The 24259-nt window shown below is 60.6% G+C and carries 20 protein-coding genes and 1 pseudogene; 15 read left to right on the top strand and 6 right to left on the bottom strand.

Annotation, left to right across the window (positions count from 1 at the left end):
- Positions 1–27: 27 nt before the first annotated feature.
- From dusB to ACYZT1_RS03585, 6 genes are all read left to right on the top strand, one after another.
- Positions 28–1038 (top strand): tRNA dihydrouridine synthase DusB, encoded by a 1011-nt coding sequence (gene dusB / locus ACYZT1_RS03610; protein ID WP_462017712.1) that lies wholly within the window; start codon positions 28–30, stop codon positions 1036–1038.
- Positions 1035–1355 (top strand): DNA-binding transcriptional regulator Fis, encoded by a 321-nt coding sequence (gene fis, locus ACYZT1_RS03605; RefSeq protein WP_007945216.1) that lies wholly within the window; start codon positions 1035–1037, stop codon positions 1353–1355. The genes dusB and fis overlap by 4 nt, the downstream gene beginning before the upstream one ends.
- Before the next feature lie 82 nt (positions 1356–1437).
- Positions 1438–3045, top strand: a complete 1608-nt coding sequence (gene purH / locus ACYZT1_RS03600) for a bifunctional phosphoribosylaminoimidazolecarboxamide formyltransferase/IMP cyclohydrolase (protein WP_462017711.1) — start codon at positions 1438–1440, stop codon at positions 3043–3045.
- Between the two features lie 181 nt (positions 3046–3226).
- The gene (gene purD / locus ACYZT1_RS03595; RefSeq protein WP_462017710.1) at positions 3227–4522 is read left to right on the top strand and encodes a phosphoribosylamine--glycine ligase; all 1296 of its coding nucleotides are present in this window, start codon (positions 3227–3229) and stop codon (positions 4520–4522) included.
- 99 nt (positions 4523–4621) lie between these two features.
- Positions 4622–7411 carry a hybrid sensor histidine kinase/response regulator gene (locus tag ACYZT1_RS03590; protein WP_462017709.1) on the top strand — a complete coding sequence of 930 codons (2790 nt, stop codon included), beginning with the start codon at positions 4622–4624 and terminating at the stop codon, positions 7409–7411.
- 63 nt (positions 7412–7474) lie between these two features.
- Positions 7475–8071, top strand: a complete 597-nt coding sequence (locus tag ACYZT1_RS03585) for a MarC family protein (RefSeq protein WP_150580926.1) — start codon at positions 7475–7477, stop codon at positions 8069–8071.
- 48 nt (positions 8072–8119) lie between these two features.
- Here the strand turns inward: ACYZT1_RS03585 and ACYZT1_RS03580 are convergent, their stop codons facing one another.
- From ACYZT1_RS03580 to ACYZT1_RS03555, 6 genes are all read right to left on the bottom strand, one after another.
- The gene (locus ACYZT1_RS03580; protein WP_462017708.1) at positions 8120–8911 is read right to left on the bottom strand and encodes a hypothetical protein; all 792 of its coding nucleotides are present in this window, start codon (positions 8909–8911) and stop codon (positions 8120–8122) included.
- 318 nt (positions 8912–9229) lie between these two features.
- Positions 9230–10933 carry a precorrin-3B C(17)-methyltransferase gene (gene cobJ / locus ACYZT1_RS03575; RefSeq protein WP_462017707.1) on the bottom strand — a complete coding sequence of 568 codons (1704 nt, stop codon included), beginning with the start codon at positions 10931–10933 and terminating at the stop codon, positions 9230–9232.
- Positions 10933–11664: a precorrin-2 C(20)-methyltransferase gene (locus tag ACYZT1_RS03570; protein WP_462019179.1), complete on the bottom strand. Its 732-nt coding sequence runs from the start codon at positions 11662–11664 to the stop codon at positions 10933–10935. The genes cobJ and ACYZT1_RS03570 overlap by 1 nt, the downstream gene beginning before the upstream one ends.
- The gene (locus ACYZT1_RS03565) at positions 11664–12290 is read right to left on the bottom strand and encodes a precorrin-8X methylmutase (RefSeq protein ID WP_462017706.1); all 627 of its coding nucleotides are present in this window, start codon (positions 12288–12290) and stop codon (positions 11664–11666) included. The genes ACYZT1_RS03570 and ACYZT1_RS03565 overlap by 1 nt, the downstream gene beginning before the upstream one ends.
- Positions 12283–13590, bottom strand: coding sequence for a precorrin-3B synthase (cobG, locus tag ACYZT1_RS03560; protein ID WP_462019178.1), 1308 nt, complete (start codon positions 13588–13590; stop codon positions 12283–12285). The genes ACYZT1_RS03565 and cobG overlap by 8 nt, the downstream gene beginning before the upstream one ends.
- Before the next feature lie 144 nt (positions 13591–13734).
- A complete protein-coding gene (locus ACYZT1_RS03555) occupies positions 13735–14487 on the bottom strand; it encodes a hypothetical protein (protein ID WP_462017705.1) in 753 nt (250 codons plus the stop codon).
- A gap of 159 nt (positions 14488–14646) precedes the next feature.
- Between ACYZT1_RS03555 and cbiE the strand changes: the two genes are divergently transcribed.
- From cbiE to urtA, 9 genes and pseudogenes are all read left to right on the top strand, one after another.
- Positions 14647–15858, top strand: coding sequence for a precorrin-6y C5,15-methyltransferase (decarboxylating) subunit CbiE (gene cbiE, locus ACYZT1_RS03550; RefSeq protein WP_462017704.1), 1212 nt, complete (start codon positions 14647–14649; stop codon positions 15856–15858).
- Positions 15851–16948 (top strand): cobalt-precorrin-5B (C(1))-methyltransferase, encoded by a 1098-nt coding sequence (locus ACYZT1_RS03545; protein WP_462017703.1) that lies wholly within the window; start codon positions 15851–15853, stop codon positions 16946–16948. Before cbiE ends, ACYZT1_RS03545 begins: the two co-directional genes overlap by 8 nt.
- Positions 16945–17667: a cobalt-precorrin-6A reductase gene (locus ACYZT1_RS03540; RefSeq protein ID WP_462017702.1), complete on the top strand. Its 723-nt coding sequence runs from the start codon at positions 16945–16947 to the stop codon at positions 17665–17667. Before ACYZT1_RS03545 ends, ACYZT1_RS03540 begins: the two co-directional genes overlap by 4 nt.
- A gap of 93 nt (positions 17668–17760) precedes the next feature.
- Positions 17761–17900: pseudogene (locus ACYZT1_RS03535) on the top strand (helix-turn-helix domain-containing transcriptional regulator); the annotation flags it as partial.
- A gap of 177 nt (positions 17901–18077) precedes the next feature.
- On the top strand, positions 18078–18557 hold the full coding sequence (locus ACYZT1_RS03530) for a copper chaperone PCu(A)C (protein WP_462017701.1): 480 nt from the start codon (positions 18078–18080) through the stop codon (positions 18555–18557).
- 17 nt (positions 18558–18574) lie between these two features.
- Positions 18575–19021, top strand: a complete 447-nt coding sequence (locus ACYZT1_RS03525) for a DUF2946 domain-containing protein (protein WP_462017700.1) — start codon at positions 18575–18577, stop codon at positions 19019–19021.
- A gap of 98 nt (positions 19022–19119) precedes the next feature.
- Positions 19120–21237, top strand: a complete 2118-nt coding sequence (locus tag ACYZT1_RS03520) for a TonB-dependent copper receptor (protein ID WP_462017699.1) — start codon at positions 19120–19122, stop codon at positions 21235–21237.
- 107 nt (positions 21238–21344) lie between these two features.
- On the top strand, positions 21345–22721 hold the full coding sequence (locus ACYZT1_RS03515) for a PepSY-associated TM helix domain-containing protein (protein ID WP_462017698.1): 1377 nt from the start codon (positions 21345–21347) through the stop codon (positions 22719–22721).
- Between the two features lie 246 nt (positions 22722–22967).
- Positions 22968–24233, top strand: coding sequence for an urea ABC transporter substrate-binding protein (gene urtA / locus ACYZT1_RS03510; protein WP_462017697.1), 1266 nt, complete (start codon positions 22968–22970; stop codon positions 24231–24233).
- Positions 24234–24259 lie beyond the last annotated feature (26 nt).

Here is a 24259-nt window from a genome sequence, read left to right as displayed (position 1 = left end):
GATCCGGCCCCACAACAGGGAAGTCCTATGTCGGCGGTACGCATCGGTCCATATACATTACACAACGGCTTGATTCTCGCCCCGATGGCGGGCGTCACCGACCAACCCTTTCGTCAGCTCTGCAAGCGACTGGGCGCGGGGCTGGTAGTTTCGGAAATGGTTACCAGCGACATGAGTCTGTGGAATACCCGCAAGTCGCGGATGCGCATGATCCACGAAGGTGATCCCGAGCCACGCTCGGTCCAGATCGCCGGTGGCGATGCGCAGATGCTGGCCGACGCGGCACGGGCCAACGTCGAACTGGGCGCACAGATTATCGACATCAACATGGGCTGTCCGGCGAAGAAGGTCTGCAACAAGGCTGCCGGTTCCGCGCTGTTGAAAGACGAAGCATTGGTGACCGAAATCCTGCAGGCCGTCGTGGCCGCAGTCGATGTGCCGGTCACGTTGAAGATTCGCACCGGCTGGGACCGGGACAACAAGAACGGCCTGACGGTGGCGAAGATCGCCGAGCAAGCCGGTATCGCGGCGCTGGCCATTCATGGCCGCACCCGCGCCGACCTGTACACCGGCGAAGCCGAGTACGACACCATTGCCGCAATCAAGCAGGCCGTGTCGATGCCTGTGTTCGCCAACGGCGATATCGATTCACCCGAAAAAGCCCGGTACGTGCTTGACGCGACCGGCGCCGACGGGCTGTTGATAGGCCGGGCTGCCCAGGGGCGGCCGTGGATTTTTCGTGAGATCGAGCATTTCCTGCGTACCGGCGAAAAACTGCCGGCGCTGGAACTGAACGAGGTGGAACGTATTCTGCTAGAGCATCTGGCCGCACTGCACGCTTTCTATGGCGATGTGATGGGCGTCCGTATCGCTCGCAAGCATGTGGGCTGGTACCTGGCAACCTTGCCAGGCGCCAGGGAGTTTCGCGCCCACTTCAATCGTTTGGAAGATACGGAAGCACAATGCGCCAACGTTCAGGGCTTCTTCGCCGAACGTTACAAGAGCCTGACAGGGGACGCAGAAGGGGTGGCCGCATGACGATGATGACCGAGACTTTAGTGAGTGGAACAGCACCCGTGAGCGACAACGTGAATTTGAAACAGCACCTCAATACGCCAAGCGAAGAAGGTCAGACCCTTCGCGGGAGTGTCGAGAAGGCGCTGCACAATTATTTCGCCCACCTTGAGGGCGCTGCCGTCACGGATGTGTACAACCTGGTGCTCTCCGAAGTCGAGGCCCCTCTGCTCGAATGCGTGATGAACTACGTCAAGGGCAACCAGACCAAGGCCAGCGAGCTGCTCGGACTCAATCGGGGTACGCTGCGCAAGAAACTCAAGCAGTACGATTTGCTGTAAGCATTCAATCAAACCAGAAAGGCGCCCGCGTAAAACCGGTCGCCTTTTTTGCTGACTCCTTTGCTTTTTGATGGAAATTGAAATGACCGACCAGACCACCCGCCTGCCGATCCGCCGCGCCTTGATCAGCGTTTCCGACAAGACCGGGATTCTCGAGTTTGCCCAAGCGCTTGAAGCGCTGGGCGTCGAGATCCTCTCCACCGGCGGAACGTTCAAGCTGCTGCGCGACAACGGTGTTGGCGCAGTGGAAGTCGCCGATTACACCGGTTTCGCAGAAATGATGGACGGCCGGGTCAAAACCCTGCACCCGAAAATCCACGGCGGGATCCTCGGTCGTCGCGGTATCGACGACGCCATCATGAACGAGCACGGCATCAAGCCGATCGATCTGGTCGCGGTCAACCTGTACCCGTTCGAAGCCACCATCAACAAGCCTGGCTGCGACCTGCCGACCGCCATCGAGAACATCGACATTGGCGGCCCGACCATGGTCCGTTCGGCAGCAAAAAACCATAAGGACGTGGCCATCGTAGTGAACGCCAGCGACTACGCCAGCGTGCTCGAAGGCCTCAAGGCCGGTGGCCTGACCTACGCTCAGCGCTTCGACCTGATGCTCAAGGCGTTCGAACACACCGCGGCCTATGACGGCATGATCGCCAACTACATGGGCACCGTGAATCAGTCCGCTGACACGCTCGGCACCGAAGGTCGCAGCGAATTCCCGCGCACCTTCAACAGCCAGTTCGTCAAGGCTCAGGAAATGCGCTACGGCGAGAACCCGCACCAGAGCGCGGCGTTTTACGTTGAAAGCAAACCGGCAGAAGTCGGTATCGCCACCGCGACCCAACTGCAAGGCAAAGAGCTTTCCTATAACAACGTGGCCGACACCGATGCCGCGCTGGAATGCGTGAAGAGCTTCGTCAAACCGGCCTGCGTGATCGTCAAGCACGCCAACCCGTGCGGCGTGGCAGTGAGCCCGGACGCCGAAGGCGGCATCCGTCAGGCCTACGAACTGGCTTACGCAACCGACACCGAGTCGGCATTCGGCGGCATCATCGCGTTCAACCGTGAACTGGATGCCGAGACGGCGAAAGCCATCGTCGAGCGTCAGTTCGTCGAAGTCATCATCGCTCCAAGCGTCAGCGCCGAAGCCCGCGCGATTGTGGCGGGCAAAGCCAACGTGCGCTTGCTGGCATGTGGCGAATGGTCGGCTGACCGCGCCGCTGCTTGGGATTACAAACGCGTCAACGGTGGCCTGTTGGTGCAGAGCCGCGACATCGGCATGATCGGCGCCGATGACCTCAAAGTCGTGACCCGGCGCGCACCGACCGAACAGGAAATCCACGACCTGATCTTCGCCTGGAAAGTCGCCAAGTACGTTAAATCCAACGCGATCGTTTATGCCAAAAATCGCCAGACCATCGGTGTCGGCGCAGGCCAGATGAGCCGTGTGAACTCGGCCCGCATCGCTGCAATCAAGGCCGAGCACGCCGGTTTGCAGGTCGCCGGTTCGGTGATGGCTTCCGATGCATTCTTCCCGTTCCGCGATGGCCTGGACAATGCGGCCAAGGTGGGCATCACTGCGGTGATCCAGCCCGGTGGCTCGATGCGTGATGCAGAAGTCATCGCGGCAGCCGACGAAGCGGGTATCGCGATGGTGTTCACCGGCATGCGCCACTTCCGTCACTAACAGAAACGCGGTCGGTGTAGCAGCTGCCGTCAGGCTGCGTCCGGCCGCGAAGCGGTCGTAATCGTTTTATTGCCGGAAGGTCGTTCCGACCTTAACGCAGCCTTCGGCAGCTGCTACAGGGGTTGCTCCGTTCGCGGGTGCCAGCCCTACACAGAATTAGCGTCATCCGAGGTTTTTTGAAATGAATGTTTTGATCATTGGCAGCGGTGGCCGTGAACACGCCCTGGCCTGGAAAGTGGCTCAGGATCCGCGCGTGCAGAAAGTGTTTGTGGCACCAGGCAACGCCGGCACCGCCATCGAAGCCAAATGCGAAAATGTCGAAATCGACGTGCTGGCGCTTGAGCAGTTGGCCGACTTCGCTGAAAAAAATGTCGCGCTGACCATTGTCGGTCCGGAAGTACCGCTGGTGGCTGGCGTCGTCGATCTGTTCCGCGCCCGTGGCCTAGACTGCTTCGGTCCAACCGCTGGCGCTGCCCAGCTGGAAGGTTCGAAAGCGTTCACCAAGGATTTCCTCGCGCGCCACAAGATCCCGACCGCCGACTACCAAAACTTCACGGAGATCGAGCCAGCCCTGGCTTACCTGCGTGAAAAAGGCGCACCGATCGTGATCAAGGCCGATGGCCTGGCCGCCGGTAAAGGCGTGATTGTAGCCATGACCCTGGCCGAAGCCGAAGACGCGGTGCGCGACATGCTCGCGGGCAACTCTTTTGGCGACGCTGGCTCGCGCGTAGTCATTGAAGAATTCCTCGACGGCGAAGAAGCCAGCTTCATCGTCATGGTCGATGGCAAGAACGTATTGCCGATGGCCACCAGCCAGGATCACAAACGCGTCGGCGACGGCGATACCGGCCCGAATACTGGCGGCATGGGGGCCTACTCCCCGGCGCCGGTGGTGACCAGCGAAGTGCACCAGCGTGTCATGGACCTGGTCATCTGGCCAACCGTGCGCGGCATGGCCGAGGAAGGCAATGTCTACACCGGTTTCCTCTACGCCGGCTTGATGATCGACAAAGCTGGTAACCCAAAAGTCATCGAATTCAACTGCCGTTTCGGCGACCCCGAGACACAACCGGTTATGCTGCGCCTGCAGTCGAGCCTGGTGTTGCTGGTCGAGGCTGCGCTGGCTCAAGCCCTGGACAAGATCGAAGCACAATGGGATCCGCGACCGAGCGTCGGCATCGTGCTGGCCGCTGGCGGTTATCCTGGCGATTACGCCAAGGGCACCGCAATCAACGGCCTGAATGCGGCAGCCGCGCTGGAAGGTAAAGTCTTCCACGCCGGTACGGCACTCAAGGATGGCGAAGTTGTGACGGCCGGCGGTCGGGTGTTGTGCGCCACCGCCATGGGCGCAAGCGTTGATGCCGCCCAGCGCCAGGCGTACAAGCTGGCCGCACACATTGATTGGCATGGCTGTTTCTATCGCAAAGACATTGGCTACCGCGCCATTGCCCGCGAGCGTGGCGAGAATCAGGAATAAACGCTCCATTCGGTCGGGCGAGGGCGTTGAGCCCTTGCCGGACTATTCCGGCGCCGCGCATAGTTATATTCTGGCATCAACCTACGAAGGGATTTCGCCGTGCGCTGGCTCAGGATTGCCATAGGTTTCACTGTCACGCTGCTGACAATGCTCTGCACGCTTTCAGCCCAGGCCCAGGCCCAGGCCGAGCAGGGCAGTGGTTGGGCGGTTTTGCTCGATGAGCAGGGCGACCTGCAACTGAGCGACATCCGCTCCGCTCGTTTCGTCAATCAATTCAGCCCCATTGAACTCGAACGCGTCTCGGCCGCCGAGCCCGACGGTGCACTGTGGCTACGATTCCGGCTCACCCCAGGCAGGCACGAGCAGGTGTTGAAGGTTTTTGCACCCGATCTGGCGCACCTCAACCTGTTTGTGCTGGACGGCGACAGGCTGATCGAGCAAATCAACACCGGCACCGATCAGCCACAGGCCGAACGACCGTTGCCCGGCAGCGACTACCTGCTGCCGCTTCCGCAGGCTGACAAACCCCTTGAGGTTTACCTGCGGCTGGTCTCCCAGCACCAGATGCGGCCTTACATTACGTTGCAGTCGGCCATCGCCACGGCGGCCAATCAGACCCAGGCGCTGATTTTCGGCCTGTTGTTCGGTTGTCTCAGCATGCTGATCCTGCACAATCTCATCCGGTATGCCTATACACGCTCGCGCAGCAGCCTCTGGCTGTCAGGTTGCGAGACGCTGCTGCTGCTCAGCATGGCGCTGCTGCTGAACATCCTCGGGCCATGGCTGCCAGACTGGCATGCCCAGCAAACACCGGGCGCCTACGTCGCTTTGCTGATGACCGCGCCGTGCGGCCTGATGTTCGCTTACCGCTTCTTCGCCCCACTCGGCTCCCACCCGCTGAACCGACTGTTGCTGGGTGACATCCTGTTCATCGTAGCTTGCGGCCTGCTGCTGTTGTTCGTCGACACGCTTCCCCTGAACATCATCACCTACGCACTCGTCGCATTGGCGGGCCTGACGATGTTGTTCGTCAGTGCCTGGCACTGGCAAAAAGGCTACCGACCGGCGCGGTTCTTCGTCGCGGCCATGGTGGTGTTCAACCTCGGCGCCTTGATCATTCTGCCGGCCCTGCTCGGGCTGACGCTGATGGAGCCGAAGGGCTTGATCGCCGCCCTGCTGGTGTTCATCTGCATCAGTGGCCTGTTGATGAGCGTAGCCCTGAGCGAACGCCAGCGCAGCATCACCGAAGACCGGTTCAGCGTCAGTCGCGACCTTGCGGCCAGCAATGCCGAGATCAATGCCAAAGCCGAATTCCTGGCAAAAATCAGTCACGAAATCCGCACGCCCATGAATGGCGTGTTGGGCATGACCGAGTTATTGCTGGGAACACCGCTCTCGGTCAAGCAGCGAGATTACGTGCAAACCATCCACAGTGCCGGTAACGAACTGCTGACCCTGATCAACGAAATACTCGACATCTCCAAACTGGAGTCCGGGCAGATCGAGCTGGACGACGTGCAGTTTGACCTCAACGCTCTGATCGAAGACTGCCTGAGTATTTTCCGCGCCAAAGCTGAGCAGCAGAACGTCGAGCTCATCAGCTTCATCCAGCCGCAAGTGCCGCGAGTCATCAGTGGTGATCCGACCCGCTTGCGTCAGACCCTGTTGAGTCTGCTGGAAAACGCCCTGAAAAAAACCGATGAAGGCGAAATTCTGATCGTTGTGGCACTGGACGATCGTAGCGCCAAACCGCGCCTGCGCATTGCCGTTCAGGACAGCGGAGAGCCGATGGAAGCCGAAGAGCGCGACGCGTTGATGCACGCCGAACTTCACAGCAAGAACTTCCTCTCGGCCACCCGCCTTGGCGGCAACCTGGGGCTGGTCATCGCGCGGCAGCTGATTCGTCTGATGCACGGCGAATTTGGCATCAAAAGCAGCGCCAATCAGGGCAGCACCTTATGGCTGACATTGCCACTGGACCCCGATCGCCTCGAACATCCGACATCCGACCTCGACGGTCCGCTGCAAGGCGCGCGCGTCCTGGTCGTGGATGACAACGACACCTGTCGCAAGGTGTTAGTGCAGCAATGCACCGCCTGGGGTCTGAATGTCAGTGCCGTGGCGTCCGGCAAGGAAGCGCTGGCCCTGCTACGCACCAAGGCGCACTTGCGCGACTATTTCGACATCGTGCTGCTCGATCAGAACATGCCCGGCATGACCGGCATGCAACTGGCGGCCAAGATCAAGGAAGACCCAAGCCTTAATCACGACATTCTGCTGATCATGCTGACCGGCATCAGTAATGCACCCAGCAAGATCATTGCGCGCAACTCGGGTATCAAGCGCATCCTCGCCAAACCGGTGGCCGGCTACACCCTCAAAACGACGCTGGCAGATGAGCTCACGCAGCGCAACAAGGGCCTGGCCGTTACGCCACAGCCGCCGGGCGGCCTGCCTCTGCCAGTCAAGGTCCCCAGCGATTTCCGCATCTTGGTGGCCGAAGACAACAGCATTTCCACAAAGGTCATTCGCGGCATGCTCGGCAAGCTCAACCTGCAACCCGATACCGCGAGTAACGGCGAAGAAGCTTTGCAGGCGATGAAAGCCCAGCGTTACGACCTGGTGTTGATGGATTGTGAAATGCCGATACTCGACGGTTTCTCGGCCACCCAGCAATTGCGTGCCTGGGAAGTTGGCAACCAGCGGATTCGCACCCCGGTGGTGGCGTTGACCGCGCACATCCTCACCGAGCACAAGGAACGCGCGCGTCAGGCCGGCATGGATGGTCATATGGCCAAGCCGGTCGAACTGTCGCAGTTGCGCGAATTGATCGAACACTGGGTTGCCCAGCGCGATCAACAAAACCGCACAACGGTGCAGACGTCCTGACCGACAGAGATGGCGGCGCCTGATAGACTCCCCTTCGACTTCCTTCGCCAGTGAGCCTGCCCCATGCTGCACGTGTTGTTCAGCGTTTACCTGAAGATGCTGGTGCTCTATAGCCCGTTCTTCGTCCTGTCCTGTTTCATCAGCCTGACGCGCGGTTATTCGCGCAAGGAACAACGTCGACTGGCCTGGAAAGTGGCAATCGCCACATTGGTTTCAAGCGTCTTGCTGTACCTGTTCGGGCGAGTGATTTTCAGCGTCTTCGGTATCACTGTCGATGCGTTCCGCATCGGTGCCGGCAGCGTGCTGTTCATCTCGGCGCTGGGCATGGCTCAAGGCAAGTCGGCGGTACAGACTGACAACGTGCAACAGGATGTGACCATCGTTCCGCTGACCATCCCCCTTACCGTCGGCCCCGGCACCATCGGCGCCTTGCTGGTGATGGGCGTGAGCCAGCCGCACTGGGACGACAAACTCACGGCCATTCTCGGCATTGCCCTGGCCAGTTTCACGGTCGGCGTGGTGCTTTACCTGTCGAACCGTATCGAGCGGATTCTTGGCGACCAGGGCCTGCAGATTGTCAGCCGGTTGATGGGTTTGTTTGTGTGTGCGCTGGCAGCGCAAATCATCTTTACCGGCATAAAGGGATATCTGGTGCCGTAGCAGGCGACTGACAGCCACATGCCTGAGGCCTCTGGCTGTCAAATGCAATTAAAGCGGCGAAAACTCCATGAACACAGCCTCACGAAGATCGTCGAGGTATTTGATGCACTCAGCCTCTTTGCGCAGATCTTCCTCATGAATAGTGAAGAGCGCCTTGCCTTGATAGATCTCGACATCGGAACTATTCCACTCCACAAAGATAACTTTCGTATTATTCACCGATGAGTCATAACGCACTGTGCCGACGGCCATCGTGACTTCGGCTTCTTCGTCTTGCTTGCACACGGACACACCAAAGTTTGCGCCGCTGGCTTCCATGGCGTGACGCTCAAACAGTTTGACAACATCCGGCTGTTTCTTCAGTGCATCGATGGTTTTGTCCGCTACGATTTTCATCGCATTCGCAGCAGATCCAGCCACACCACCGGCCACCGAGTGAACAATATCCAGTGCGACATTATCCATCATCAATTTGGTGCTGTTGGATGTGTATTGAGTGAAGGCGCCGTGATACTCGGTCCAACCCGTGGCAAACATTAGTTTCTTGAAGCATTGGTAACGGGCGACCTTCTCCGACTTACCCGGGAACAGGAGCTTGGAAGCAATATCGGCATAAGCGTAGGTGTTCTTTACAATGCGCTTGTTACGCCTCGACATCCCCTCCAGAAAGCCAACAATGCCACTGCCCATAATGGCGGCATTCAGCTCATCGCGATCAATCGGCAATGCGCGCGCAGAACGGGTCTGAATTTTCGGACCCGCAAGTTCGAGTTTGGCTCGACATTGCCCAAGGCACTGATCGAAATAGGCACTTGCTTCAACTTCGTTCATCTTGCTCATTTAAATTCCCTTTAATTTAATCATATGCGGCGACCCGAACCAGGCGCCTGACAAAAACCTATCGCACCCAATCGGCTGCATCAACAAACTATTAAATACGAAACATGACTTACACAACAAAACAGCAACTTATTAAAAATAACGATGCATATAAAACTTAAAAAATCCTGCTCACGGATAACTGGCCAGCAATGACCCACCGACCACGCAGAACTCAGCCTGCAAAACCCGGCACAGGGTGAATCGCCAAAAAGGGAAAGCCACGGTAACTCGACAGATCAATCGACTGCCATGGCTCTTTCAACGAAAACCGACATCTCAGGAAGCGGGCTTCTTTGCGTACCAACGCGGGGTGTAAACCCACTCACCACCCCCCGCACGCGCAAATACGCAAGTGGTGGAAGAACCCACCAACACCATGGTGCGCATATCCACCTGGTCCGGGGTCAACTGGCCGAGGGTCGTCACGCGCAAGGTCTGGCCTGGACGGCCGATGTCACGCCCCAAAACGACCGGCGTTCGAGGCGTGCGATGTCGCGCGACGATTTCCAGCGCCCGGCCAAGCTGCCATGGACGCGAACGCGATATCGGGTTGTAGAACGCCAGCGCCAGATCAGCCTGCGATGCCAGATCGAGGCGTTTCTCAATGATGTCCCAGGGCTTGAGGTTGTCCGATAGCGACAGCACGCAGAAGTCATGTCCCAATGGCGCGCCCGCCTGTGCGGCGGTTGCCAGCGATGCCGATACACCCGGCAAAATTTCCAGGTCGACGTTATGCCAGGCGGCATCCGTGGACTCGTGCAGCGCTTCGAGCACCGCCGCCGCCATGGCGAACACACCCGGATCGCCCGATGAAACCACCACCACCGAACGGCCTTGCGCGGCCAGCTCGAAAGCATGGCGCGCGCGCTGCATCTCTTCGCGGTTGTCAGTGCAGTGCAGCACTTGATCGGCGCGGAAAGGGCCGGCCATGCGCACATAGGTTTCGTAGCCCAGCACGTCATTCGCGCGAGCAAGCTCGGCCTTGACCGCTGGCACCATCAACTCCGCAGCGCCAGGGCCCAGACCAATCACCGCCAGACGACCGCGGGGACGACCGATCGACAAAGTGTCAAGAGGCTGCTCGGCCAATGCGATGGCAATGGTGTCACCGCCGAAGATCGACACAGGCTGGCAAACCGCTTGGCGCACCAGTTCGCTGGCCGTACCGGCAGCGTGGGTAAAACGTAACGGCACGCCGAGTTCAAGGGCCGCCTCACGCAGCGCCGAATCCGCCATGTCGCTGTCGGGAGCCAGTAACAACGCCACGGATTGCACGGCGATTTTAGCCTCGTGCAGCGCCTCGCGAATGGCCCCCGGCAGCTCGGCCACACCGGCGCTGACCGCCACCAACACGTTGCGCGTATAGATCACAAGTTCCCCGGCCGCCGGCGTGCGCTCGGCATGTCCGATATGAACGGCCAGTCGCGCTTGCGGGTTTTGCGGCAACTGTGCGTGGGCCAACCACGGCGCCGAGCCTTCGATGCGCACCGTTTCACCGGCCAGCAGATCGGACACGAAACGCTTGCCCGATTCCAGGTCGCCCAGAGCATAGCCACTGGGCGGATTTAACAGGCACGTACCGAAGCGCAGTTCTCCACTGGTGGTGATCGCCGCCGCCACGTCCAACGCCGCGGCAATGTCTCGTGCCATCACGTTAACGCCACCCAACCCGCCCAGCAGTGGCACCACCGCGCTGCCGTCTTCAGCCACGGCCAGCACCGGCGGCTCGGCACCTTTTTCCAGCAACACAGGCGCCAGGGTCCGAATCACAATGCCCGCCGCACACAGCGCTATGATCGGCGTGTCCTGTTGGTAGAGCTCACGCAGGGTAGCGCCGAATTCGCTATAGAAACGATCTGCGCCCTCGACCCGTTCCACCCGTCCATGGATCAGGGCGCCGGGGTACACCTGTTGAATCTTGCGCGCAGTGGCGAGGCTGCCATTACCGAGAATGACAATGGCGGGAGCTGGACGAGTCATCAGCCTTGCCACCTTTCGCCCGGAACGATGATCAGCGAGAAGTACGGTGAAGACATCGGCTCGACCTGATCCAGCGGCACGATCTTCTGATTGGCCATGGTTGCGCGTTCAACGTAAAGCGCACGCTCGGCCAGTCCGAGTTCCCCCAGCACCTGGCGAACCTTGGGGAAATTACGTCCCAGCTTCATGATTACCGCCGCATCGGCGTCGGCGAGGCGTCGTTTGAGATCGTCGTGAGGCAGTACGCCAGACAGCACCGACAAGCTCTGATTGCGATACACCAGCGGAGCACCCAGCACCGAAGCGCCGCCGAGCATCGAGCAGACGCCGGGCACGACTTCAGCTTCATAGCGTTCGGCGAGGCGATCGTGCAGGTACATGTAGGAGCCGTAGAAGAACGGATCGCCTTCGCAGATCACCGCCACGTCTCGACCGGCATCGAGATGCGCCGCCAGCTCTTCGCCGGCCGCATCGTAGAAATCGCTGATCACTTGTTCATAGGACAGCGGTGCCGGCAGGGCTTCGGTGGTCACCGGATACACCAGTGGCAGCAGGGTCTGGGCGTCCTGCAAGTGCGCTTCGATAATGCCGAAGGCATTGCCCTTTTTGCCTTTGGCGACGAAGTACGCAACGACCGGCGACTCGCGCAGCAGGCGCAAGGCCTTGACGGTAATCAGTTCCGGATCACCGGGCCCGACGCCAAGGCCGATCAAACGTCCGGGTTGCTGCATCATTCGATCTCCGTGGCAAGGGCATTGACGGCAGCCGCGGCCATGGCGCTACCGCCCAGCCGGCCTTGCATGATGACAAACGGCACGCCACGGCTGTCCGCCGCGAGTGCTGCCTTGGACTCGGCGGCGCCGACAAAACCTACCGGGAAACCGAGGATCAACGCCGGTTTCGGCGCGCCGGCGTCGAGCATTTCCAGCAGGTAAAACAGTGCGGTTGGCGCATTGCCGATCACCACAACGCTGCCTTCCAGGTGCGGGCGCCAGAGTTCCAGCGCCGCTGCGGAGCGAGTGTTGCCCAACTCGCGTGCGAGGTCAGGCACGCTTTCATCGCGCAGGGTACAGATGACCGGGTTGTTCGCCGGCAAGCGCGTGCGAGTCACGCCTTCGCAGACCATCCGCGCATCGCACAGGATCGGCGCACCGGCGGCAAGCGCGGCGCGCCCGGCGTTGCCCGCACCATCGGAAAATTGCAGACCATCAATCGCCTCGACCATGCCGCAGGCATGAATGACGCGAACCGCGAGCTTTTCCAGATCGGCCGGAATTCGCTCCAGATTGGCTTCCGAACGAATGATCGCGAAGGAGTTGCGATAGATCTCCTGACCGTCGCGGATGTAATCAAGCATCAAATGGGCTCCGTAGGCGGGTATCGAGCAAGGCGTCGACCGCTTCAATAGTAAGGTTGCGTGCCTGCAGAGCGCCGAAACCCGGCTGCCCCGTCTGGCGGAAATAGAGGTCGTAGCGACCGGGGCCGACCGCCAGCAACGTGACCGGTGCGACATGCGCGGCGGCGCAGGAACGCGAACAACCGCTCAGATGCATGTTCAGTACGCTGCCGTGGCGCTGCAACAGAGCGGCCAGTTTCAGCGCATCGCCTTTGGTATCGGCCAGGCCTCTGCCGCAGCCGGTCGAACCCGAGCAGGCAATCAATCGTGACAACGCCTGACCGGGGTCACACGCAAAGCCCAACGCATGCAGACGACGAACGACTTTATCGGCGTGCTCGTGACGAACGTTGGGCAACAGCAGGCTTTGCCAGGGCGAGAACCGCAGCGTTGCATCACCGTACGCCTGTGCCAAGCGAGCAGCGCTGCGGAGCATGGCACTATCAAGCCGCCCCAGCGGCGGCACCGCGCCGACATAGGCAAAACCGGTTTGCAACTGCGGATGCACGCCAATGTGCAGAGGCGCGCAATCCGATGGACGCGTCCAGTCGGTAGCGGGTGTGAACGGCACGCACTCGGCGAGCCGGGCCAGGAAATCGGTAGCAGGAATGACGCTCAGCAAATGGCGCATTCGCGTGTGCTCGGGGCCGGCCAGCTCAAGAAACAATTCAAGCACGGCGACCACCAGTGCGTGCCCCTGCTCCAGTGGCACTGAACCCGCCGGCACGTCTGTGGGGCATCCCGCCAGGCCAAACGCCAACCGCCGCTCGCCCTCGTGTTCGACAGCAGACAACCATAGATCATGGGGGTGTTCGAGCATCGCCAGACGCTCGCGACCGTCAAGTTGCACGGCGAATTTGGCGCTGAGGTCGTGAAAACGTGCCTGCCCTTGCAAGGTAGCGAGGATCTCGCGGGCCAGGTCGCGGGTGTCGAACACCATCTGCCGATCAATGCCCGCGCTGGGACTCAGCATCAGATTACGCACATCGTCGCCCGCCGCATTGGACGGACCAAGGCCGGCGGCCAGCAGACCGTCGATCAAAGCAGCCTGTTCATCGCCGATGCCGCGAATTTGCAGATTGGCCCGGTTGGTCGCTTCGATAACCGAGCTTGCATACCGCTGCGCGGCGTCTGCCACGGCGGTGGCCTGTACGGCACTGATGACGCCGCCAGCGAGCTTTATCCGGCAGATACCGCCGTCCCTTGCTTGCACAATACGCAGCAACCCCGGGCAAGCCGAGGGGCGCAATGTACTGGACACAGAGAGTTTGCTCAAAGGAACGACCGGATCAGAGTGAAAGCGCCTCCCGACGGAAGCGCGCCGTATTATGCCTGCTTTGCCCAGCAGCATCATAAGACCGCGTGTCGCAATTGCCTTGCCCCTCAATCCTTCATGCGGCCTCCTTCACAGACGCTCGGTGTAAAACTCGAATATGGCGGCTGAAATCAGATCGAGCCGGTCATTGAGCTCCTTGCGAACCTCATCGAACCGTGCTCTGTTCAGGGTAAGCGGCACAGCACGATGTGTCAGCGACACATTGCTTTCGTTCCAGTCCCAAAACAGAAATTCCTCGCGCTGGGCCCGCGCCCTCAACGAGTAATCGTTCAAACTTACTGACAACCGTCCTTGCCTGTCATATTCAGCGGGAGCAATCGCGAACTCTCTGCCTTGGCGACTTTCCCTGGACAAGGACCAAAGGGCGGACTTATTAAGCAAAAGAGCATTAAACATGTCTGTTGTAATTTTAAGCATCGGAGCGTTAACACCAGCAAGCGTATTCAAATACGCCCGGCTGAGCTGACCAAAGAAGTGGCTAAAGTTTTTTTCGACAACATCCCTGTCTTCGTATTCCCAGCCCATGGACCACAGCGCGACGGCAAACTTGGAAAACCAGCCCTGGGAATCCGTTTCACGATCGCGCTCCTTGCTTGCATACCACTGTGCATATTTCACGCTGACGTTTACGTCGCGTTTATCCTGGCGTGACACGCCCCGCGCGGTGCTGATCAGATTACCTTGCAACAACGACCCGGCCGCTGCTTGCTGATCCAGCGCGGGGAAACTTCGAGCGGACTTTTTATTACCGACTCCGAAGTCCCGCTCAAACTCAGAGGAGTAAGCCATCAAGTCAAAACTTTCTGTTTTATCAAAACGCATCATTAAATCCTTTTAAAGTGAATCAATAAAAACCCAGATTATCCAACTCCGATAACATCAACCACTGCCTAGGGCCGCAAACTTAAAACATTCCATTACTCGTCTTCACTGCCGGCGCGTTATCATGCGCCGCTTTATACAGATGAACAGAGAACGCACATGGCGCGCTGGTTGACCGTGACAGGCATTGGTGAGGACGGCTTCAAGGGGTTGGGCAAGAATGCCCGGCACGCCTTAATGGCCGCGTCGAAGATCTTCGGCAGCCAGCGGCAACTGGACCTGCTGCCGGCGTGCATCGGCGGCGAGCGTCTGCTCTGGCCGTCGCCGTTTACGCTGGACGCCGTGTTGGCGCTGCGTGGCAAGCCGCTCTGTGTGCTGGCCAGCGGCGATCCGATGTTCTTCGGGGTGGGCGCCAGCCTCGCCCGAAAAATACCCGCCGAAGAAATGCTGATTCTGCCGGCGCCCGCCTCCTGCTCGCTCGCCGCAGCGCGCATGGGCTGGCCGTTGCAAGACGTGGTCACGCTGTCGGTGGTCGCCCGCCCCCTTGCTGCAATCAATGCCCAACTGTTCAGCGGAGCCCGTTTGATCGTCCTGAGCAACGACGGCCAAAGTCCGGCCGCCATCGCGGCGTTGCTGCGCGAGCGTGGGTTTGGGCCGAGTCGCCTCAGTGTGCTGGAACATCTGGGCGGTCAAGCGGAACGGCGTCTCGACGGCACTGCCAATAACTGGAACGAGGCCGCGGTTGCCGACCTGAATCTGATCGCCATCGAGTGCATCGCCGCACTCGATACGCCGCGTCTGTCACGCCTGGCCGGCCTGCCGGACTCCGCCTTCAAGCATGACGGCCAATTGACCAAACGCGACGTGCGTGCCATCACCCTCGCCCGCCTCGCACCGGTCCCCGGCGACCTGTTATGGGACGTCGGCGCGGGCAGTGGCTCGATCGGCATCGAGTGGATGCGCGCCCACCCCGCTTGCCGTGCGCTCGCCATTGAGGCGAATGAAGGCCGGCAGGCACTGATCGAGCACAATCGCGACGCCCTCGGCGTGCCTGGCTTGCAGCTCATTCGCGGCAGTGCACCGCAGGCGCTGGACGGACTGGAACGCCCCGAGGCGATCTTCATCGGAGGCGGCGTTACCCGTGAAGGCGTTCTCGATGCTTGCTGGGCCGCACTGAAACCCGGAGGTCGGCTGGTTGCCAACGCCGTCACTTTGCAAAGTGAATCCATGCTGATGGCGTGGCGCGAACGGCATGGCGGCGAGCTCACGCGCATCCATATCGCGCAGGCACAAGCGCTGGGGGATTTCGATACCTGGCGCCAGGCACTGCCCATTACCCTGCTCGACGCGATCAAACCTTTCGATGCGTGACGAAACCGCCGAACAACCTGCACCGCTGCGCAGCGGTCTGACCACGGGCAGTTGCGCCACGGCCACCAGCCTCGCGGCTGCCCGATTACTGCTGGGCGGGCCGGCCTGCGACGCCGTGGAAATCGTTTTGCCCAAAGGCAGGCAGGTGCAGTTGCGTCTGGAGTTTTGTCGCCTGACCGACGATGGCGCCGAGGCCGGTACAATCAAGGATGCCGGCGACGATCCCGACGTGACACACGGGGCGCTGCTGTATTCCCACGTGCGTCTGAGCAACGAGCCGGGCGTTCGCTTCATTGCCGGCCACGGCGTCGGCACGGTAACCCGACCCGGGCTGGTGCTGGCCGTTGGCGAACCGGCGATCAACCCGGTACCGCGCAAGATGATCACTGATCACCTCAACCGGCTGGCCGCCGAACGGGATTACGGCGGCGGGTTCGAGATCACGGTGAACGTCGAAGGTGGCGAAGCGCTCGCCCTGAAAACCATGAACCCGCGTCTGGGCATTCTTGGCGGTTTGTCGATTCTCGGCACCAGCGGAATCGTCCGGCCGTTCTCCTGCGCTGCCTATATCGCCTCGATCCATCAGGGCATCGATGTGGCAAAAACCAACGGCTATACGCACATCGCCGCGTGCACCGGCAACGCCAGCGAAGACACCATGCGCCGGGTTTACCACTTGCCGGAAATCGCCCTGATCGAAATGGGCGATTTTGTCGGTGCCGTGCTCAAGCATGTGCGCAAAGTGCCTGTGGATAGACTCAGCCTGTGCGGCGGTTTCGGCAAGATCAGCAAACTGGCGGCCGGGCACATGGATTTACACAGTCGGCATTCGAGCATCGACTTGCCGCAATTGGCCAAATGGGCAGCGGCCGTTGGCGCCACCGACGCCTTGCAGCAGGCCATTCGAGAGGCCAATACCAGCCAGCAGGCCCTGGCGATGGCCAGTGCGGCGGGCATTGCGCTGGGTGATGCGGTGTGTGCCCATGCCCTGGCATTCGCCCGGAGCGTGGTGCCGACGCAGGTTCAGGTGGAGGTGTTTGCGATTGATCGCCAGGGCGGCATCGTCGGCCACGCCGGAGGTTTTCAGTGAAACGCATTTTGTTGCTCGGCGGCGTGACCGAAGCGTTGGCGATCGCCCGCAGGCTCGGGCCGGAACATATTTACAGCCTCGCGGGCATTGGTCGGGTGCCAACCGATCTGACGTGTCAGGTTCGCGTCGGCGGTTTCGGCGGTGCCGAGGGGTTGGCAACGTTCGTTCGCGATGCGGGGATTTCTTTGTTGCTGGATGCCACCCATCCGTACGCGGCGCAGATCAGCCGTAACGCCGCCACGGCTGCAGTTTTGACGGGCATTCCCTGCTGGGCACTGCGCCGTCCGGCCTGGGAGCCACAAGCCGGAGATGACTGGCGCGAAGTGGGCGACTGGGCCGAACTGTTCGACGCGCTGACACCGTTCCGCCGCCCGCTGTTTACCCTCGGCCGCGAGCCCCTGCAACATTTGCACGAAATTCCACCAACGCAATTCTGGACGCTACGCGCACTGGACGTGTATCCCGGCAACGAGCGCTGTGAAGTCATCGGCGCACGCGGGCCATTCCTGATCGACGATGAACGCGAGCTGTTTGAACGTCGGCACATCGATGTGCTGATCAGCAAGAACAGTGGCAGCACTGCCACCGAACCGAAACTGGAAGTGGCAAGGGAGCGCGGGGTGCCGGTGATTGTGTTGAGGCGGCCGGTGCTGGCAGGCGTGGAGCGGGAGTTCGGGTCGGTGACCCATGTGCTGGAAGCACTGACCGCTGACCTGTAGCAAGAAATGTCCTACCTATCTATCGGACTTGGCGCACACCCTCGTCGGAGTCAGTGCCTAGCTGGAACGACAATCACGCGTCAATATTCCTGAATGGCCCGGGTTGCGCGCGATGCGGGCCTGAATCGAGAGAGCCTGGACAAAACCGCAAGCAGCACTGGCAACCCGGAATTCGCGACTATCATGAAAGTTTGCAGGCCTTGGGGTCGCGCTTGCATGCCAGAGCGCTCTGATCGGGCTGCGACACCGCACCGCACGCCGTCTTTTTACTTATCGGCACTGATCAGGCTAAATAGCCGCGCCTGATCGCTCACCCTGACCGGATCTGTCCCATGTCCCCGACAACGGCTACCTCTGGTGTGATTCCTGCTCGCAATCAACTGCGTTTTGAATCGTTTCGGAGAACCGCCATGCTAACCAGACTAGTCATCCTCGCCGCGTTGCTGCTGCCTGCCTGCTTTGCCAATGCTCAATCCTATCGGGCCGCAGAACTGCAAATTGCGCAGCCCTGGTCGCAGGAGCTGCCGCCCAACGCACCGACTGTCGCGGCGTATTTCGTCATCCACAACAGCGGCTCATCGGCGGATCGATTGCTCAGCGTCGACTCGCCAATCGCTGGCATCGCGCAACTGCACGAGCACGTGAAGCAGGATGACCTGATGAAAATGCAGCAGGTGTCGGGTGTGGAAATACCGTCGGGTGGCGATGTCACGTTTGCCCCGATGGCGTATCACGTCATGCTGCTGGAGCTTAAAGATCGCAGCCTGCTGAGGGACGGCAAGCACTTCCCGCTGACCCTGCACTTTGAGAAGTCCGGCAAAGTGACCGTCGAAGTGGCGGTGCAGAAGGTGCCGCCTTCGGCCGTGCAAACACACACCCACGCTCACTAAGCCGCAGAGCCCACGCCATGCGCCCGCTCAGCGTCAGGACATCCATGCAACGTCGTCCGTCAGTCAGACTGACTCGCGCCAGCTGGATCAGCCTGTTCGCCATGTTGATGATTTTCATCGGCCCGCTGATATCCCAGTCGATGCCGATGGATCAGCGTGCAGCCGCGCCGATGAACGTCGCCATGAGCCTGTCTATGGACATGCCGGCGATGGAGCATGGCGAGCACCATGCGCAAGCGGCCACAGAAGACTGCGCCCCCAAAGCCGATCACCACGCGCTTTGGGAAAAGTGCGGTTATTGCAGTCTGCTGTTCAATTGCCCGGCCCTGACCGGTAGCCCTTCCTTCTTCACCGCCGGCACATCGCCGGCCACCACGTTCTCCGCGCCGGCCACTCGCCTGGGCCATGCCCGGCAAACCTTCTTTCCCGGCGCCCGCACCCGCGCCCCCCCCATCCTCGCGTAAACAGCCACCCGATCTCACACGGTTCACGAGACAGTCCGCTCCCATAAGGTGCGTCGGCTGCCGACCGTGTCGTTTACGACTGTTCGATGGAAATTGTCATGTCCAGGTTTTCTGCTGACCCACGCTTGAGCGCTGCTCAGGCTTCTTGTGCCTTGAACGAAACCCGCGCTCGTTTCAGGCACGCCACCGCCATGTTCTGCGGCGTGCTGCTGACGCCGATGGCGCTGGCCGATGAACACGCCGGCCACCATGAAGAGTTGAGCCCGACGGTCATTACCGCCATCGCGCCGAGTTCGCCGCTGACCATCGTCACCCATCCCAAAGACCCGCGCCAACCGGTGCCGGCCAGCGACGGCGGTGATTACCTGAAGACCATTCCGGGCTTTGCCCTGGTGCGCAACGGCGGCACCAACGGTGATCCGGTGCTGCGCGGCATGTTCGGTTCGCGCCTGAACATTCTCACCAATGGCGGCATGCTGCTCGGCGCCTGCCCCGGCCGAATGGACGCACCCACGTCTTACCTTTCGCCGGAAACCTACGACAAGCTCACGGTAATCAAAGGCCCGCAAACCGTACTCTGGGGACCGGGCGCATCGGCCGGCACCGTCCTCTTTGACCGCGAGCCGGAGCGCTTCGGCGAACTCGGCACACGGGTGAATGCCAGCGTGCTGGCGGGCTCCAACGGGCGCTTCGACAAGGTGGTCGACGCCGCTGCCGGCGGGCCATCGGGTTATGTGCGAGTGATCGGCAACACCGCGCACGCCGACGATTACCGTGACGGCAACAATGACACGGTGCCTTCGCGCTATGACAAATGGAATGGCGATGTCGCCCTCGGCTGGACGCCCGACGCCGACACGCTGCTGGAACTCACCGCCGGCAAGGGCGATGGCCAGGCGCGGTATGCCGGGCGCGGCATGGACGGCGCGCAGTTCAAGCGCGAGAGCCTGGGCCTGCGCTTCGAGCAGTCGAACATCGGCGAGGTGCTGGACAAGGTCGAAGCGCAGATCTACTACAACTACGCCGACCATGTGATGGACAACTACAGCCTGCGCACGCCAGCCGGTACCGGCATGATGGCCGGGCCGATGGCTTCGAACGTGGACCGCCGAACTCTCGGCGGGCGCATCAAAGCCACCTGGCGCTGGACCGACGCGCAGCTGATCAGCGGCATTGATGGGCAAACCAGCGAACACCGTCAGCGCAGCGCCATGGGCATCGACACTTACAAGGAGGTGCCGCGCAGCAAGGACGCCGACTTTCACAACTACGGCGTGTTCAGCGAACTGAGCTGGTACATCGCGGATCAGGACCGGTTGATCAGCGGCGCGCGCCTGGACCGCGCCTCGGCCAAAGACTATCGGCAGACCACAGGCTCCGGGATGACGATCCGCCCCAATCCCACTGCCAATAGCACCCGCGCAGACACCCTGCCCAGTGGCTTTGTCCGTTACGAGCATGACCTCGCCGACAGCCCGACAACGCTGTATGCCGGCCTGGGGCACACCCAGCGTTTCCCGGATTATTGGGAATTGTTTTCGCCCAACTCGGGCCCTGCCGGTTCCTTGAACGCCTTCGATTCGATCAAGCCCGAGAAAACCACTCAGCTGGACATCGGCCTGCAGTACAAAACCGCCGAACTTGAAGCCTGGGCGTCGGCTTATGTCGGGCAGGTGCGCGATTACATCCTGTTCAATTACACGCCCGCAATGATGGGCATGACTTCGCAAGCCGAAAACATCGACGCGCGAATCATGGGCGGTGAAGTGGGCGCGGCTTACCAGCTGACTGACCGTTGGAAGACCGACGCCACCCTCGCCTACGCGTGGGGCAAAAACAGCAGCGATGGCACTGCCCTGCCGCAGATGCCGCCGCTGGATGCGCGCTTCGGCCTGACCTACAGCGAAGACAACTGGAGTGCCGGCGCCTTGTGGCGCGTGGTCGCGGCGCAGCATCGCATCGATCGGAACAAGGGCAACGTGGTCGGCAAGGATTTCGACAAGAGTGCAGGTTTCGGCGTGTTCTCGCTCAACGCGGCGTACCGGATCAACTCGCAGTGGAAGGTCAGCAGCGGTGTCGACAACGTGTTCGGCAAAGCCTACGCCGAGCATTTAAACCTGGCCGGCAACGCAGGTTTTGGCTACCCCGCCAATGATCCACGCGCCATCAACGAGCCGGGGCGCACGCTCTGGACCAAGGTTGATATGAGTTTCTAAAAACAAGCGTGAAAGATCGCAGGCTGACGCGCCCTCCTGTAGCTGCGGTAGTGAAACGAGGCCGCGATCTTTCACAGATAAATGATTCGCCAAGCGGAGCACAATCAATGAAACAGCCCAAAGTGAATTTCTACAACCTGGCCTGGCGTTGGCATTTTTATGCCGGTCTTTTCGTCGCGCCTTTCATGGTGATGCTGGCATTGACCGGCACCCTTTACCTGTTCAAACCGCAACTCGATCCGCTGATGTACGGCAGCCTGCTGACCGTGCCGGCCGGGCATCACAGCCTGCCTGCGGACAACCTGCTCAAACGCGTGCAGACGGTTTATCCAGAGGGCCGGATAACCCAATATCTGCCACCGGTAAACGCCGAACGCAGCGCGCAATTCGTGGTGATCAATGCAGGCAAGGAGCTGAATGTATTCGTTGATCCGTACCAGGGCGACATCCTCGGCGAGCAGGACGCAAAGAAGAATCTGCAGGCCATTGCCCGAGCGCTTCATAGCGAGCTGATGATCGGCACCGTGGGTGATCGTCTGATCGAACTGGCCGCTGGCTGGGGCATCGTGCTGGTGGTGTCGGGCGTGTTCCTGTGGTGGCCGCGCGGTCAGGCCGCCGGGATTTTGTGGCCACGCCTGAACAGTCGAGGCCGCGTGCTCTGGCGGGATTTGCACGCAGTCACCGGTTTCTGGGGCGCCACGTTTCTGCTGGTGATGCTGCTCAGTGGCATGACCTGGACCGGGTTCTGGGGCAAGCAATACGCCGCTGTGTGGAACGTGTTCCCGGACGCGATGTGGAATGACATGCCCAAGTCTGACGTCGAAGCCCGCACCCTCAACACTGCAACGCGCCAGACCGTGGCCTGGGCCATGGAAAACACACCGATGCCGATGTCCGGCGACCATGCCGAACACATGGCGCACGGCGCCGCACCGCTCGGCCCGGCGGCGCCAACGGTGAGCCTGCAAGCGGTGCAAGACATCGCCACAGAACGCAAGGTCGAGCCCGGTTACAGCATCACCCTTCCGACCACCGCAACCGGTGTGTTCACCATCGCGATATTCGCCGACGACCCGCGCAACGACGCCACACTCCACATCGATCAATACACCGGCAAGGTGCTCGCCGACGTGCGCTGGGAGCATTACGGCAACGTCGCCCGCGCCACCGAAATGGGCGTGATGCTGCACGAAGGCAAAATGTTCGGCGTGATCAATCAGATAGTCGTATTGCTGATCTGCCTGATGATTCTGCTCAGCGCCGTCAGCGGTGTGGTGATCTGGTGGAAGCGCCGTCCGCAAGGCAGGCTCGGCGTGCCGCCGCTGCGCCACGATCTGCCGAAATGGAAAACCGCGATGGTCATCATGTTTGCACTGGCGGTGGCATTCCCGCTGGTGGGCGCGTCCCTGGTGGTGGTGTGGCTGCTGGATCGACTGCTGTTGTCACGGTTCAACCGGCAGCCGGAAACCGGCTCGGCGGTCTGAGTGATGAACGCTTCTCCTGCAGGGATCGAGTGACCTGCAGGAAGGCGTGCCCGCGCCCTGATCTGGCGCACCGCTTCGCACCAACGCGCCAGACGCGAACCCTGATGGTGCGCCTGCAATGGGCGCAACCGCTCTGAATCGACATTTTCCTGCCTCGCGCCGAACAGGCACAGCCCTTGCTAAAGACCCTTCAACAGTCCGCATCTGCCAACCAAAAAAAACGTCCAACGTTCACGGAGATCGCACATGAAGCGTCGCAGCTTGATCAAGGCTTTCACACTATCGGCAAGCATTGCCGCGATGGGCATGTCCTGGACGGTGCAGGCCGCCGAGACCATCAAGGTCGGTATTCTGCACTCGTTGTCCGGGACCATGGCGATCTCCGAAACATCGCTCAAAGACATGGCGCTGATGACCATCGACGAGATCAACGCCAAGGGCGGCGTGAACGGCAAGATGCTTGAGCCGGTGGTGGTCGACCCGGCCTCCAACTGGCCGCTGTTCGCTGAAAAGGGCCGGCAGTTGCTGACCCAGGACAAAGTCGCCGTGGTGTTTGGCTGCTGGACTTCAGTGTCGCGCAAATCGGTGCTGCCTGTTTTTGAAGAGCTAAACGGTTTGCTGTTCTACCCCGTGCAATACGAAGGTGAAGAAATGTCGCCGAACGTGTTCTACACCGGCGCCGCGCCGAATCAGCAGGCGATCCCGGCGGTGGAATACCTGATGAGCGAGGAAGGCGGCAGCGCCAAGCGTTACTTCCTGCTCGGCACCGACTACGTCTACCCGCGCACCACCAACAAGATTCTGCGCTCGTTCCTGCACGCCAAAGGCGTAGCGGACAAGGACATCGAAGAGGTCTACACGCCGTTCGGTCACAGCGATTACCAGACCATCGTCGCCAACATCAAAAAATTCTCGGCCGGTGGCAAGACAGCCGTCATCTCCACAGTCAACGGCGATTCCAACGTGCCGTTTTACAAGGAGCTGGCCAACCAGGGCCTGAAGGCCACCGACGTTCCGGTGGTCGCCTTCTCCGTGGGCGAAGAAGAACTGCGCGGCATCGACACCAAGCCGTTGGTGGGCAACCTCGCGGCATGGAACTACTTCGAGTCGGTGGAGAACCCGGCGAACAAGAAATTCGTCGCCGACTGGAAAGCCTATGCGAAGAAACACAACTTGCCGGGCGCTGACAAAGCAGTGACCAACGACCCGATGGAAGCCACGTATGTTGGCATCCACATGTGGGCGCAGGCCGCAGAAAAAGCCAAGTCCACCGACGTCGACAAAGTTCGCGAAGCTCTCGCCGGCCAGACCTTTGCAGCACCGTCGGGCTACACCCTGACCATGGACAAGACCAACCACCACCTGCACAAGCCGGTAATGATCGGCGAGATTCAGGCCGACGGTCAGTTCAACGTGGTCTGGCAGACCGAAGGACCGATCCGCGCCCAGCCCTGGAGCCCGTTCATTTCGGGTAATGACAAGAAGCCGGATTATGCGGTGAAGAGCAACTGAGGCACCTGACTGCAATCACACGAAAC

The sequence above is a fragment of the Pseudomonas sp. PB3P13 genome (assembly GCF_054897735.1).
The sequence above is the reverse complement of the archived record's forward strand: the minus strand, read 5'-3'. Positions and strand labels throughout refer to the sequence as shown.